11 protein-coding genes are annotated in these 14,451 nt (G+C 60.8%); 3 read left to right on the forward strand and 8 right to left on the reverse strand.

Annotation, left to right across the window (positions count from 1 at the left end; genetic code table 11):
• Window positions 1–59: 59 nt before the first annotated feature.
• From RDL77_RS15760 to RDL77_RS15775, 4 genes are all read right to left on the reverse strand, one after another.
• Window positions 60–1,508 carry an aldehyde dehydrogenase family protein gene (locus RDL77_RS15760; protein ID WP_288193668.1) on the reverse strand — a complete coding sequence of 483 codons (1,449 nt, stop codon included), beginning with the start codon at window positions 1,506–1,508 and terminating at the stop codon, window positions 60–62.
• A 149-nt stretch (window positions 1,509–1,657) separates the two neighbouring features.
• Window positions 1,658–2,248, reverse strand: coding sequence for an aminodeoxychorismate/anthranilate synthase component II (locus tag RDL77_RS15765; protein WP_223615053.1), 591 nt, complete (start codon window positions 2,246–2,248; stop codon window positions 1,658–1,660).
• Complete coding sequence (pabB, locus tag RDL77_RS15770) at window positions 2,245–3,639, reverse strand: aminodeoxychorismate synthase component I (protein WP_288193670.1); 1,395 nt, start codon at window positions 3,637–3,639, stop codon at window positions 2,245–2,247. The genes RDL77_RS15765 and pabB overlap by 4 nt, the downstream gene beginning before the upstream one ends.
• Before the next feature lie 29 nt (window positions 3,640–3,668).
• Window positions 3,669–4,094: an Lrp/AsnC family transcriptional regulator gene (locus RDL77_RS15775; protein WP_105732917.1), complete on the reverse strand. Its 426-nt coding sequence runs from the start codon at window positions 4,092–4,094 to the stop codon at window positions 3,669–3,671.
• Between the two features lie 176 nt (window positions 4,095–4,270).
• On the opposite strand from RDL77_RS15775, the gene rocF reads away from it, so the two are divergent.
• A complete protein-coding gene (gene rocF / locus RDL77_RS15780) occupies window positions 4,271–5,254 on the forward strand; it encodes an arginase (protein ID WP_374042729.1) in 984 nt (327 codons plus the stop codon).
• A 28-nt stretch (window positions 5,255–5,282) separates the two neighbouring features.
• The gene (rocD, locus tag RDL77_RS15785) at window positions 5,283–6,491 is read left to right on the forward strand and encodes an ornithine--oxo-acid transaminase (RefSeq protein ID WP_288193698.1); all 1,209 of its coding nucleotides are present in this window, start codon (window positions 5,283–5,285) and stop codon (window positions 6,489–6,491) included.
• Window positions 6,492–6,509: 18 nt separating this feature from the next.
• On the opposite strand, the gene RDL77_RS15790 is transcribed toward rocD, so the two are convergent.
• Genes RDL77_RS15790 through RDL77_RS15800 form a run of 3 tightly spaced genes read right to left on the reverse strand, consistent with a single transcriptional unit; the run spans window position 6,510 to window position 12,673 of the window.
• Window positions 6,510–8,954 carry an FAD-dependent oxidoreductase gene (locus tag RDL77_RS15790; protein ID WP_288193672.1) on the reverse strand — a complete coding sequence of 815 codons (2,445 nt, stop codon included), beginning with the start codon at window positions 8,952–8,954 and terminating at the stop codon, window positions 6,510–6,512.
• On the reverse strand, window positions 8,951–11,398 hold the full coding sequence (locus RDL77_RS15795) for an FAD-dependent oxidoreductase (RefSeq protein ID WP_288193674.1): 2,448 nt from the start codon (window positions 11,396–11,398) through the stop codon (window positions 8,951–8,953). Before RDL77_RS15795 ends, RDL77_RS15790 begins: the two co-directional genes overlap by 4 nt.
• 42 nt (window positions 11,399–11,440) lie before the next feature.
• Window positions 11,441–12,673 (reverse strand): aromatic ring-hydroxylating dioxygenase subunit alpha, encoded by a 1,233-nt coding sequence (locus RDL77_RS15800; protein ID WP_288193699.1) that lies wholly within the window; start codon window positions 12,671–12,673, stop codon window positions 11,441–11,443.
• Window positions 12,674–12,830: 157 nt separating this feature from the next.
• Here RDL77_RS15800 and RDL77_RS15805 point away from each other — a divergent pair, with 157 nt between their 5' ends.
• On the forward strand, window positions 12,831–13,727 hold the full coding sequence (locus tag RDL77_RS15805) for a LysR substrate-binding domain-containing protein (RefSeq protein ID WP_288193675.1): 897 nt from the start codon (window positions 12,831–12,833) through the stop codon (window positions 13,725–13,727).
• A gap of 185 nt (window positions 13,728–13,912) precedes the next feature.
• Here the strand turns inward: RDL77_RS15805 and RDL77_RS15810 are convergent, their stop codons facing one another.
• Window positions 13,913–14,392, reverse strand: coding sequence for a thioesterase family protein (locus tag RDL77_RS15810; RefSeq protein ID WP_223615059.1), 480 nt, complete (start codon window positions 14,390–14,392; stop codon window positions 13,913–13,915).
• Window positions 14,393–14,451: the final 59 nt, after the last annotated feature.

A 14,451-nucleotide genomic window follows, 5' to 3' on the forward strand; every position in this document is an offset into this window, starting at 1 on the left:
ATTGCGCGTCAATTCAGAAGGTTATTCCCCCTGCGGGACCGGGTGCGTGGCGCGGCCGGTCAGGCGGCGCTGTCTTCCCAGCCGCTGATGGCCTTGACCTCAAGGAAGTCTTCCAGCCCCCAGTGACCGCCTTCGCGGCCGATGCCGGACTGCTTGTAGCCGCCGAACGGGGCGTCCGCCTTGTGCGACGCGCCGTTGATGCGCACCATGCCCGCACGCAGCTGCTTCGACACACGCTTGATCCGCTCGCGGTCGCCCGACTGGATATAGGCGGCAAGACCGTATGGCGTATCGTTGGCGATTTCGACGGCTTCTTCTTCCGTATCGAACGGGATCATCGCCAGCACCGGCCCAAAGATTTCCTCACGGGCAATCGTCATCTCATTGTTCACATCGGCAAATACCGTGGGACGGACGAAATAGCCGCGATTGAAGCCTTCCGGACGGCCGGTGCCACCGGCGATCAGGCGTGCGCCTTCCTTGATGCCCTGCTCGATCAGTCCCTGCACCTTGTTGAACTGCGCCTCGGAGACGAGCGGGCCCATATGATCGCCGTCCTGCGCGGGATCACCGACAACGGTCGCCTTCGCCGTGGCGGCTGCAACTTCCGTTGCCTTGTCGTAGACCGAGCGCTCGACCAGCATGCGTGTCGGCGCATTGCAGGATTGGCCCGTGTTGTTGAAGACGTGCAGCACGCCGCGCGTTACCGCCGCTTCCACATCGCTGTCGGCGAAAACGATGTTGGGCGACTTGCCGCCGAGTTCCAGCGATACGCGCTTGACCGTATCGGCAGCAGCCTTGGTCACGGCAATACCGGCACGGGTCGAGCCGGTGAAGGACATCATGTCGATGCCCGGATGCGCGGACATGACAGCACCCACGGACGGACCATCGCCATTGACCATGTTGAACACACCGGCGGGAAGGCCCGATGCATCGATGATTTCAGCAAAGACAATCGACGAAATCGGTGCGATTTCCGAGGGCTTCAGCACCACCGTGCAACCGGCGGCGATGGCAGGCACGACTTTCAGCACAACCTGGTTCATCGGCCAGTTCCACGGCGTGATCAGGCCGCAGACGCCGATGGGCTCATAGGCGATCCGGACATTGGGGTTGTGCTCGTCGAGCGGACGTTCGAATTCAAAACTCTTCAGTGCCCGCATGAATGCCTTGAGGTGGCCGGTGCCCGAGGCTGCCTGCTCTTCCAGCGCCATCTTGATCGGCGCGCCCATTTCGGAGGAGATGGCCTGCGCCATGTCATTGATGCGCGTCTCGTAGACGGCGGTCAGGCGCTCGAGCCAGGCAATGCGCTCCTCGCGGCTTGTCAGGCTCCAGGTGGCGAATGCCTTGCGTGCGGCGGCAACGGCGGCATCGACATCGGCGGCCGAGCCCATTGAAATGACGGCAAAGGGCTGCTCGTCCGCCGGATTGATCACTTCGAGGTCCTTTGCCACGGCCGGAGCGGTCCATTTTCCATTGATATAGAAATCGGTCTTGCGAAGCATGGTTGGTCTCCTGCCTGGTGCTGTCGGATTGGGTTGGTTCAGGGCGGATGTGCATCCGTTGGACTGCTGGTGTAGCGGATGAATGGACCGCCAGCCAACAGGAATATCGAACAAAGAGGCGAAAATAGCGGCGCGCTGACGTTTGATCGTCATTTCCTGGGTTGGTGGAAGGCACGCCCGATGCGCAGGAAATTGCCGAGCATGGCATGGCCATATTCCGTCAGCACCGACTCCGGATGGAACTGCACCCCGAATGTCGGGTGCGCCCGGTGGGCAAGCCCCATGATCTCGCCCCTGTCGGAGCGGGCCGTTACGGTGAGCGACGCATTGTCCTCGTCCGCAACGACAATCAGCGAATGATAGCGCCCAGCCTTGAACGGGCTCGGCAATCCCTTGAAAACGCCCGTTCCGTCATGCTGGATCAGGGACGAGCGGCCATGCATGGGTTCCTGCGCCCGCAGCACCGTACCGCCGAAGGCCTCACCGATGCATTGGTGGCCAAGGCATATGCCGAGAATGGGAATGCTGCCGCTGAAGGCTTCGATGATGGCGAGCGACTGCCCCGCTTCATGCGGCCCGCAGGGACCCGGCGAGATGACCAGAGCCGCGGGTTGCAGCGCTTCGATGTCGGCAACCGTGATTGCGTCGTTGCGCACGACGCGTGTTTCCTCGCCGAGCTCGGCAAAATAGCGTGCCACGGTGAAAACGAAGGAATCGTAATTGTCGATGATGAGGATCATGAGCCGGCATCTCCGGCCATGTCGAACACATCGAAAATCCGCGCCGCCTTGTCCAGCGTCTCCTGATACTCCGCCGCGGGATCGGAGAGCGCCGTGATGCCGCCGCCCGCCTGGAACACCGCCTTGCCACCCTGGAACAGCACGGTGCGGATGGCGATGTTGGTGTCCATATTGCCGTTGAAACCGAAAAAGCCGATCGAGCCGCAATAGACACCGCGCGCGACCTGTTCCATCTCGGTGATGATTTCCATCGCCCGCAGTTTCGGCGCACCGGTGATGGAGCCGCCGGGAAAAGCCGCGCGGATCAGGTCCGGCAGTGATTTTTCGTCCGCCAGACGCCCGGTGACGACCGACACCAGATGATGCACGCTGGCATAGGATTCCAGCCCGCACAGCACGGGCGTGAGCACGGAATGGGGATTGCAGACCCGCGACAGATCATTGCGCATGAGGTCGACGATCATCAGGTTTTCGGCGCGATCCTTTTCAGAAGCAAGCAGGGTCTCCGCATGCCGCCGGTCGATATCCGGATCGGCCGAGCGCGGCACCGTGCCCTTGATCGGCCGTGTCTGCACGTCCCGGCCCCGAACGGAAAGAAACCGCTCCGGCGAACTCGACGCGATGACCAGATCATCGTGCTCCAGATAGGCGGCAAATGTCGCGGCATTGCGCTGGCGCAGCGCCTTGTAGAAGGCCCAGACGGGATAGTTTTCGGGAAGATCGGCGATAAAGCGTTGCGCGATATTGGCCTGGAAAATATCGCCATCGAGAATGTATTCGACGACTTTCGCCACCGCCTGCATATAGGCTTCGCGCGTGAAATTGGATTGCCAGATATTGCGCGCAACGCGTGGCCGCACGGAGTCTGGCGTTTTCACCGGCTTCTCGAGCGCCGTAAGAAAGACATGAGCGCGTTCGGCGGCACGCCTTTCGTCCGCCTGTTCGGGCAAACCGGACGAGACGAGCCAGACCCGTTGCGTCAGGTGATCGAAGGCAAGCACGACATCATGGAAATGCCAGATGGCGTCGGGCACATCGCCCTGCGACTGTTTGCGCGGTTCTGGAAGATTTTCCAGCAACCGTCCGAATTCATAGGAGAAATAGCCGATGGCCCCGCCATGGAATGGCGGAAGGCCAGCCTGATCGTCGAGGCGGAAACGTTTGAGATACTGGGAAAGAGCCTCCAGCGGGCCGAGATCCAGTGGCTGATCGTTCCAGCTGGCCGCACCATCCCGGACCGCCAGCGTGCCGAAGGGATCGGCAGCCACGTAGGAATAGCGGCCAAGCTGGTCGTGCCGCATGGCACTGTCAAGAAAGCTCAGCCTGCCGAACGGCTTCAGGCGTTCGGCAGCATCGACTGGTTCCAGCCAGGGGATTTCACGGATGTACATCCGTTGTCAGCCTTTCCCGAACGATGGCGTTACCCGCTCTTGCGGGTGGAAAGAAGTATACTTGTCTCGGTCAGGGTGATTCCGTCAATATGCCTGATGTCGCGCAGGGTGTGATCGAACGCCTCCAGCGTCTCCACCTCGATCTCCGCAACAATATCCCAGCGGCCGTTGGTGGTATGCAGCGCGCGGATTTCGGGAAATCCCTGCAGGCGGCGGATGACCTTTTCCGCGCCCTGCCCGGCCACTTCGATCATGGCGATGGCGCGAACGCCATAAACGCCGGCACCCGCCTTCAGCGTCACGGTAAAACCCTGAATGGTGCCGTCGGTCGTCAGCTTGTCGACGCGGGCCCGCACGGTGGCGCGCGAAATGCCGAGCAGCGTTGCCATCGATGAGACGGGCATGCGGCAGTCATCGCGCAGCAGTGACAAGAGGCGGCGGTCAAGATCATCCATGTCTGTTCCAATTTGTATAATTGAGATGCGCAAACTGCGCATTAAGTAGCGCATTTCTATCAGGATGCTGTCTATTTGTCACCGTCTCGGGGTGGCAGTATACTGGCTGCGCCGGTGAATCCCCCGGCTTCATTTGATTGACCATTCAAACGCGAAAGTGGCGCTTGTTGATGAACATGCTCAGCAACTTTGAGAACGACCCCAAACAGAAATTGATGATCGTCGGCGCGCCCATCGAGGAAGGTGCCGGTCGTCTCGGCGCCCTGATGGGCCCGGCAGCGCTGCGCACCGCCGGTCTCATCCGCACTTTGGAAGAGATGGGCCATCCGGTCGACGATCATGGCGATCTTCGCCTGCCGCAGACCCTGCCAGCCGTTGCACCCGTCACCGGCCTTGCCCATCACATCGAAAAGATCGCCGCATGGTCGCGCATGCTCTGCGTTGAAACCTATGAGGCGATGAAGGACGGCAGTTTTCCGGTCATTCTGGGCGGCGACCATTCGCTGTCCATGGGCTCGGTCGGCGGCATCGCCCGCTACTGCCAGGAAAACAACCGCGAACTGTTCGTGCTCTGGCTCGACGCCCATTCCGATTTCAACACCCCGGCAACCTCGCCGTCCGGCAACATGCACGGCATGTCGGCGGCGCTCCTGTGCAACGAGCCCGGTCTTGAAGGCGTGTTCGGCGACGAGCCGCATGGCCTGATCAAACCGGAAAACCTGCATCTCTTCGGCATCCGCTCCATCGATACGGTCGAGCGTAAGCTCCTGCGCGAACGCGGCATCGACGTCATCGACATGCGCCAGATCGACGAGTTCGGCGTGGCCAAGCTGATGCGCCGCATCATCGAGCGGGTGCAGAAGGCCAATGGAATCCTGCACGTCAGCTTTGACGTGGATTTCATCGATCCGTCGCTTGCGCCGGGTGTCGGCACGACGGTTCCCGGCGGCGCCACCTACCGCGAAGCCCATCTCGTGATGGAAATGCTGCATGATTCCGGCGTTGTCGGCTCGCTCGACATCGTCGAGCTCAATCCGTTCCTCGACGATCGCGGCAAGAGCGCCATGCTGCTCGTCGATCTCGTCGCCAGCCTGTTCGGCCGGCAGATTTATGAACGGCCCGCCGTTTCAGACCAGAGCACCACGGCGCTCAACGTATAAGAAAATTGGCAAATAGGAGGATATTTTGCTGCAAACAGCCGCCCAACTGATTTCGACCGAGTCCCGTCTTGGCGCTCACAACTACAAGCCGCTTGATGTGGTTCTGTCGCGCGGCGAAGGCGTGCATGTCTGGGATATCGATGGGAACCGCTATCTCGACTGTCTTTCAGCCTATTCCGCCGTCAACCAGGGCCATTGCCATCCGAAAATCCTTGCGGCAATGACCGAACAGGCGTCAAAGCTGACGCTGACCTCGCGTGCCTTCCGCAATGATCAGCTGGCCCTGTTCTACGAAGAGCTGGCAACCCTCACCGGCTCGCACAAGATCCTGCCGATGAACAGCGGTGCCGAAGCCGTCGAGACCGCCATCAAGGCCGTGCGCAAATGGGGTTACGAGGTCAAGGGCGTGCCGGAAAATGCCGCCGAGATCATCGTCTGCTCCGATAATTTCCACGGCCGCACCATGGGGATCGTCGGGTTCAGCACGGACCCGTCCGCCCGCGAGAATTTCGGCCCCTTTGCGCCGGGGTTCAAGGTCGTTCCCTTCGGCGATATCGATGCCTTTGCAGCGGCATTGACCCCCAATACCGTGGCGTTCCTTGTCGAGCCCATCCAGGGCGAGGCTGGCGTGAAAATCCCGCCGAAAGGCTATTTCTCCAAGGTGCGCGAGCTCTGCACGCAGAACAACATCACGCTGATCCTCGATGAAATCCAGACCGGCCTCGGCCGCACCGGCGCCCTTTTGGCGGAAGAGCATGAGGCGATCGAGGCCGACGTGACGCTGATCGGCAAGGCGCTCTCGGGCGGCTTCTATCCGGTCTCGGCTGTGCTGTCGAACAGCGATGTACTCGGCGTTCTGAAACCCGGCCAGCACGGCAGCACATTCGGCGGCAATCCGCTGGCCTGTGCCATTGCCCGCGCCGCGCTGCGTGTTCTCACGGAAGAGAACATGATCGAGAATTCCCGCATCGAGGGCGAGTATTTCCTGCAGCAGCTCAAGGGTATCCGCAGCAATATCGTGCGTGAAGTGCGCGGCCGCGGCCTGATGCTGGCCATCGAGCTGCATCCGGAAGCCGGCGGTGCCAACCGCTTCTGCTACGAGCTGAAGGAACGCGGCATTCTCGCCAAGGACACCCATGGCGATACGATCCGCATCGCGCCGCCGCTGGTGATCAAGCGCGATCAGATCGATTGGGCGCTGGAACAGTTCAACGAAGTGCTGACCAGCATGAATTGAGGCAGAGTGAGGGCTTTGCTAAGCCCTCACTCGTTCCGCCTTCGGATCATACATCGGTGTGAGCGATGCCACGGCTTTCACGCGCTCTCCGGCGATCTCGATCTCGTAGTTCGACGCCAGCACCTGCTCCGCGCTTTCGCCCTTGCAGGCGACATAGCCAAGCCCGATCGCCCCACCGAGATAATGGCCGTAATTGCCTGAGGTGATCGTTCCGACGATTTCGCCATCGCGCACGATGGCTTCATTGTGGAACAGCAGCGGTTCGGGATCGGCAAGGCGGAACTGCACCAGCCTGCGGTCCAGTCCGCTTTCCTTCTTCTGCAACACCGCATCACGCCCGATGAAGTCGCCCTTCGTGGTTTTGACGGCAAAGCCGAGCCCTGCCTCCAGCACATGGTCTTCGTCGGTGATATCATGGCCGAAATGCCGGAAGGCCTTTTCGATCCGGCAGGAATCCAGCGTGTGCAGGCCGCACAGTTTTAGACCCAGCTCCTGACCGGCCTCCTCCAGCGCCTCGAACACATGCGCTGTCTGGTCGGACGAGACATAAAGCTCCCAGCCGAGTTCGCCGACATAGGTGACGCGGTGCGCGCGGGCGAGGCCCATGCCGATCTCGATTTCCCGCGCGGTGCCGAAGGGATGACCCGCATTGGAAAAATCGTTGGGGCTGATCTTCTCGATCACGTCGCGGGATTTCGGCCCCATCAGGCACAGCACGGATTCCGCCGCCGTCACATCGGTGATGACCACGAATTCGTCCTTGAGATGCTTGCGCATCCAGGCGAGATCGCGTTGCAGGGTGGCGCCGGGAACCACGGCAAAGAACGCCGTCTCCGACAGGCGCGTGATCGTCAGATCGCTTTCGATACCGCCCCGGTTGTTGAGCATTTGCGTGTAGACGATGCGTCCGGGCTCGACATCGAGCTGGTTGGCGCAAAGTCTTTGCAGGAAAGCCAGTGCATCGCGGCCCTCGATGCGGATCTTGCCGAAGGAGGTCATATCGAACAGGCCGACGCCATTGCGCACCGCCAGATGTTCCTCGCGCTGATTGTCGAACCAGTTCTGCCGCTTCCAGGAATAGCGGTATTCGCGCTCCTGGCCTTCCCGCGCGAACCAGTTTGCCCGTTCCCATCCGGCCACTTCGCCGAAAACGGCACCGCGGGCCTTCAAATGTTCATGGATGGGCGAACGGCGGATATTGCGGGATGTCGCCATCTGCCGATAGGGAAAATGATCGGCATAGAGCAGGCCAAGCGTCTCGGAGACGCGTTCCTTCAGATAGCGCCGGTTCTTCTGGAATGGCTGGGCCCGGCGGATATCCACTTCCCACAGGTCGAACGGCGCTTCACCGTCGTGAATCCATTGCGCCAGCGCCATGCCGGCTCCGCCGGATGAAACAATACCGATGGAATTGTAGCCCGCCGCGACCCAGTAGCCGCCAAGCTCCGGTGCTTCGCCGAGATAATAGCGATCATCCGGGGTAAAGCTTTCCGGCCCGTTGAAAAAGGTGTGAATCCCCGCCGTGCCGAGCATCGGCATGCGGTTGACGCCCATTTCGAGGATCGGCTCAAAGTGCTCGAAATCCTCCGGCAGTTGGTCGAAGCAGAAATCTTCGGAAATGCCGTTCATGCCCCATGGCTTGGCCACGGGCTCGAAGGCGCCGAGCATCATCTTGCCGGCATCTTCCTTGTAATAGGCGCACTCATCCGGAACGCGCAGCACCGGCAGGCGGCCGAGCCCTTCAATCGCTTCGGTGACGAGATAAAAATGCTCGCAGGCGTGCAGAGGCACCGTCACGCCCGACATGGACGCCAGATCGCGCGCCCACATGCCCGCGCAGTTGATCACCACGTCGGTCTCGATCGTGCCCTGTTCCTCGCCCTTGGCCCAGGAAACGCCGGATACCCGGCCATTCTTCTTGTGAATGTCGGTGACTTTCACGTTCTCGAAGATTTTTGCACCGCGCTGCCTCGCGCCCTTGGCCAGTGCCATGGCGATATTGGCGGGATCGCACTGCCCGTCCAGCGGAAGATGCACGGCTCCGACCACATCCGATATGTTAAGATGCGGGTACATCTCCTTGACTTCGCGCGGAGAAATCTCCCTGACATCCACATCGAAAGCACGCGCCAGGGATGCCTGACGATAGATCTCGTGCTTGCGTTCCTCGGTCAGCGCCACGGTGATGGAGCCCACCTGGCGCATGCCCGTGGCCACCTCGGTTTCCGCCTCCAGCTTGACGTAGAGATCGGCGGAATATTTGGCGAGCCGCGTCATGTTCTGCGAGGCGCGCAGCTGGCCGATCAGGCCAGCCGCATGCCATGTGGTGCCCGAGGTCAGCTGCTTGCGTTCCAAGAGAACAATGTCGGTCCAGCCCAGTTTGGCAAGGTGATAGGCGACGGAACAGCCGGAAACGCCGCCCCCGATGATGACGGCTCTGGCCTTGGCCGGAAGAGAACTCATGCGCGGATTCTTTCGTTAGCGGGATCCCAGAGCGGCTGATCCGGATGCACGGTGGCCTTGAAACGCTCACCGAAAATCTCGACCTCGATTTCCGTTCCGGGTTCGGTGAGTTCGGTCTTGAGCATGCCGAGCGCGATGGATTTATCAATCCGGTGCCCCCATCCGCCCGAGGTGGTTTCACCGACAATGCTGCCCTGGTGCCAGAGCGTCGACATATAGGGTGCGTCGCAATCCCCGGCATCGACCGTCAGCGTGACGAAGCGCTTCTTCACGCCGTGCTGCTTTTCGCTTTCCAGCGCGGCCTTGCCGAGAAATTCGGGCTTTTCCCATTTGATGAAACGGTCGAGCCCGCTTTGCAGCGGTGTGTAGTCGGTGGACAGATCGCCCTTCCAGGCGCGATAGCCCTTTTCCAGCCGCAGCGAGTCCAGCGCATACATGCCGAACGGTTTTAGCCCGTATGGCTGCCCCGCCTGCCAGACCGCATCGAAAATGGCCTGGGTATCGGCGACCTTGCTGTGGATTTCCCAGCCCAGTTCCCCGGCAAACGACACACGCACAAGCTGGCAATAGCGTCCGGCGATCTGGGTTGTCTGGTGCGACAGCCAGGATTTGCCGAGATCCGCATCGCAGATACCGGCAAAAAGATCACGCGCCTTCGGCCCCGTGAAGATCTGGCAGGAAAACTGCTCCGTGACGTTGCTGATGCTGATCGCGCTGCCCTTGGGCAGATGTTTTTGCAGCCATTCCAGATCGTGCCACTCGGCAACGCCTGCGGTAATGAGGAAAAACACATCCTCATCGATGGCCATGATCGACATTTCGGTGACGACGCGGCCTTTGGCATCGGCGAAATAGCCAAGGCCGATGCGGCCGGGTTTCGGCACCAGACCGGTGATCAGGCCGGACAGCCAGTCGCGTGCCCCGGCGCCGCTCACCTTGAAGCGGGAGAAACCGGGCAGATCGAGAATGCCGACCGCGTCGCGCACCGCATGGCACTCCTCGCGGATGCGCCGTTGCCACGGCCCTTCCCGCGTGAATGTCTGTGTCGCCTCTTCCGAGGTATCGTCGCCGGGCTGCGCATACCAGTTTGCCCGCTCCCAGCCATTATAGACGCCGAACTGCGCGCCCAACCCGGTCACGCGCGCATGCAGCGGCGACAGCTTCTTGTTGCGTCCGGCAGTCCACGTATGGCGCGGGAAATGGATAGCGTATTCGTGGCCATAGACTTCCACGCCCTTGGCGACACTGTAGTCATGATCGGCAAAGGCGGTGAAGCGGCGCGGATCGCAGGACCACATGTCCCATTCGGTCGCGCCCTCCGTCACCCATTCCGCCAGTACCTTGCCTGCCCCGCCCGCCTGCGCGATACCAAAGGTGAAAACACAGGCTTCGAACGCGTTGGGCACGCCGGGCATCGGCCCGATCAGCGGATTGCCATCCGGCGCATAGGGAATGGGGCCATTGATGATTTTCGACAGACCGGCCGTACCAAGGATCGGCACGCGGGCGATCGCATCGTTCAGATACCATTCGAGGCGCTCCAGATCGTCGGGAAACAGCTGGAAGGAGAAATCATCAGGCATGGGATCATCTGAGGTGGCCCAGTGCGCCCGGCAATTGCGCTCGTAAGGACCGAGATTCATGCCGTTCTTCTCCTGCCGGAGATAGTAGGACGAATCCACATCGCGCAGCAGCGGCAGCTTGTGGCCCTGTTCGCGGCTCCATGCGGCAATCTCGGGGATTTCATCGAACAGCAGATACTGATGGCTCATGACCATCATCGGCACATCGCGGCCGAACAGCCTGCCGATTTCCTGCGCCCGGTAACCGGCGGCATTGACCACATATTCGCAGCGGATCTCGCCCTGCGGCGTCGCGATCACCCATTCATCACCGTCGCGCCGGGCACCTGTCACCGGACAGAAACGGATGATCTTTGCGCCCATGTCGCGTGCGCCCTTGGCCAGTGCCTGCGTCAGCTGGGCGGGGTCGATATCGCCGTCATTGGGATCATAAAGCGCGCCTTCCAGATCGTGAGTCGACAGGAAGGGATAGCGGCCGTTGATCTCATCGACACCGAGCACGTCGATATCCATGCCCTGATAGCGCCCCATGCTTTTGACGCGCTGGAACTCGCGCATGCGTTCCTTGCCATGGGCGAGCCGCAGCGAGCCGGTGACGTGGTAGTTCATGGGATAGTCGACTTCCTGCGCCAGCCGCCGGTACAGCTCGGCGGAATAACGCTGCATGTTCATCACCGACCACGAGGCGGAGAAGGTAGGCACATTGCCCGCCGCATGCCAGGTGGAGCCCGATGTCAGCTCGTTCTTCTCCAGAAGCACGCAATCGGTCCATCCCGCCTTGGCGAGATGATACAGCGACGAGACGCCGACCGCCCCGCCGCCGATGATGACGACCCGCGCCGACGTTGGAAATTCAGACATGCATAGTCTCCCGTGGTCTCATGCTGTGGTTTTGCTGCCCGGTCATGCCCGGGCGATTTCATCGAGGTACCACTGGATGTACCGCAACTCGTTGTGTTCCATCGGTGCGATGGGCCCCGGCACGAAATAGTGCGAGCGCACGCCGCGCGCCGTGTGTTCGATGATCGTCTTGTCCTCGGCCGTGGTCACCTTCCACAGCCATGTCAGCTTTTCCAGATCGTAATCCCGGCCCTCTTGCGCATCGCCGCGCACCAGCCAGATCAGCTCCATCTCGCAGGTATCGGCTGTCTTCGGAATGAAACGATAAATCATGCCATGATCGGGGTAGCACACGAGGAAACTCGTGCCGCCAAGGTGGATGGAGGTCACGCCGCCGTCGAATTCGGTGAAACGGCCCATCAACGGGCCGACAGGCGAGCCGTCCTGGCTGCCGCTCGATACGCCGTCATAGAGCGCATAGCGGAACGTATGAATCGTTTCATTGCCCTGCGCGGAGCTCTGCCAATGGTCACCGGTCGCAATGTCGATGCCGAGCGCGCAGGTGCGCTGCTCCATCCGCGCATTCAGCTCGGTGATTTTTTCCAGCGGCTGTTCAAGCGCATGGGTCTGCGAATATTCCGGATGTGCCGGGCCGCAGTGGTAGCATTCGACGTAATTTTCGACGGCCAGTTTCCAGTTGGCATCCACCGGATAGGTCTCGCGGTGCGCCACCTTGGCATCGGCCCAGCCATATTGCCCGCAGGTGGTGCGCAAGGACTGCTCGATAATGTCGAAATTCAGCGGTTCGTCGGCAAAGCAGATGAAGATCAGCCCTTCGGCCACGCGCACATGCAGCTTTTTCAGGCCATGGGCGCTGCGGTCGAAATCCCGCGGCATCAGCCGCGCCGCGCGCAGGCTGCCATCGTTCATGTAGGTCCAGGCGTGGTAAGGACACACGAAGAAGCGGGCATTGCCCTTCTGCTGGGTGCAGACCTCGGCGCCGCGATGGCGGCAGACATTGAGAAATGCGTGGATCGTACCATCCTCGGTGCGCGAAACGATCACCGCCTCCGAATCGATCTTGAACAGCTCGAAATCGCCCGCATTGGGAATGATGCTGGCATGGCCGATACAGTGCCAATGGCGGCGGAACACCCGTTCCATGTCCCGGGCATAGACATCCGGGTCCATATAGAAGGCGCGCGCCAGCCCATGGCCGGGCCGGTGGTCCGCAATCATGCGGTCGATCTTGTCGCCTGCCGGTGCAACGCCGGCCAATGCCTGTTCCGCGCCCATGTTAGCCTCGCTCAAAAAGAGTGGTCCCCCGACGCGCTCCCTTGTTTCCCGGATGCGTCGCAGATTAGAATGATTCCGCATTGGGCGCCGTTCAAGCGATGGTTGCTCATCAAGACATGAATTATTCTCAACAGTCTGTTTTACAGGATGCCGCCCGATGATGTCGAAGCCCCGAATACCCCCGCTCGGCTCGTTGCGCGCGTTTGAAGCCTCGGCCCGTCTCTTGAGTTTTCGCCTGGCGGGCGATGAGCTCGGCGTCACCCAATCGGCCATCAGCCACCGCATTTCCGAGCTCGAGGCGATTCTCGGGGTAAAGCTGTTCGAACGCCTGCCGCGCGGCGTGGCGCTGACCGATGCCGGCACGCTGTATTATCCCTATATGCGCGATGCCTTCGAAAAGATCGCCCGCGGCACGGCGCTGATCAACCGGCTGGGCACGACGGACGATCTGGCGCTTGAAACCTATGCGACCTTTGCCATCCGCTGGCTCATTCCGCGCCTGACCGACTTCCGCAAGGTCAATCCGAACCTTGCCATCCGCATCGGCACCAGCCAGCTCGACTGGGAACTCAACATCGACAGTTCCGATATCGGCATCATCCACACGACCCGGCCGGAGCGGATGAACCTGCATTATCGGCTGCTTGTTAAAGCCGAGATGTTTCCGGTGTGCAGCGCGGCGGTTGCGGCACGGATCGCCGGCGACACCGAGGCAAAGGCACTCAACAAAGTGCCGCGTCTGGCGCTCTATACCGCACCGGAGGACTGGGGCACGTGGCTCGATGCCGCCGGGATTGCCGATAGCGGCCAGGCGGTGACGCTGAAGTTCGACACCTACCTCGCCGCGCTGCAATCGGCTCTGGATGGTCAGGGATTGGCCATCGCCCCGGGCTTTCTCGTCGCCGACGATCTGAAGGCGGGGCGTCTGGTGGCACCGTTTGCGCTAAGGATCCCGCAACCCGGTGCATGGTACATGATCTGCCGCAAGGAACGGGTCAATGAAGCGCGCATCCGCCAGTTCGAGAAGTGGCTGGTGGAGCAGTTCGGCGGATGAAACCAACGATTGCTGTTGTTTCACCCCCCTCTGGGCTGCCGCCCATCTCCCCCACAAGGGGGGAGATCAGCCTTCACAGCTGTTTCAGCGAATCTTCAAGGGTGAAAGTTGACCGAGATGATCGATGCCGATGCGATCTCCCCCCTTGTGGGGGAGATGTCCGGCAGGACAGAGGGGGGTACAAATCACTTCCTCTTAATCCCGATCGATTTTCCAACCCGCGCCGGAATCCCGAGTTTCGCATGGGCAGTCTTGTAAAACTCAAGCTTTGGCAGCACGTCCTCCGGGAACGGCACAACCTTCGGGCCGTTCATATCCACGTGCAGTGACAGAACTTCCGACGTCGCAGCAACCCAGCCATCGACGTGAATGATCTCGTTGTAGGTATGCAGACGCTTGCCGTCGAAATCGATGAGCTGGCTGGTGACCGTCACCAGATGGTCGAGATGGATCTCCTGCACGTAGCAGATATGAACCTCCGCCGTGTAGATCGTCAGCTTGCGTTCCGCCGCATATTTCGGGCCAAATCCCAGCTCGGCAAGGAATTCATCACCGCCCCGGTCGAACACCACGTTGTAATAGGCCATGTTCAGATGGCCGTTATAATCGATCCATTCCTTTTCCATGGCTATCGGAGCGGAGCGGTACAAATCACCTTCTGGCATGCTGGTATTCCCCTGATTGGTAAAACTCGGCGGCATTTGAACCATGGCAGCCGCCCGTC

Origin of the sequence: uncultured Phyllobacterium sp., assembly GCF_902479695.1 — a bacterium.
Classification (GTDB): Bacteria; Pseudomonadota; Alphaproteobacteria; order Rhizobiales; family Rhizobiaceae; genus Phyllobacterium; species Phyllobacterium calauticae.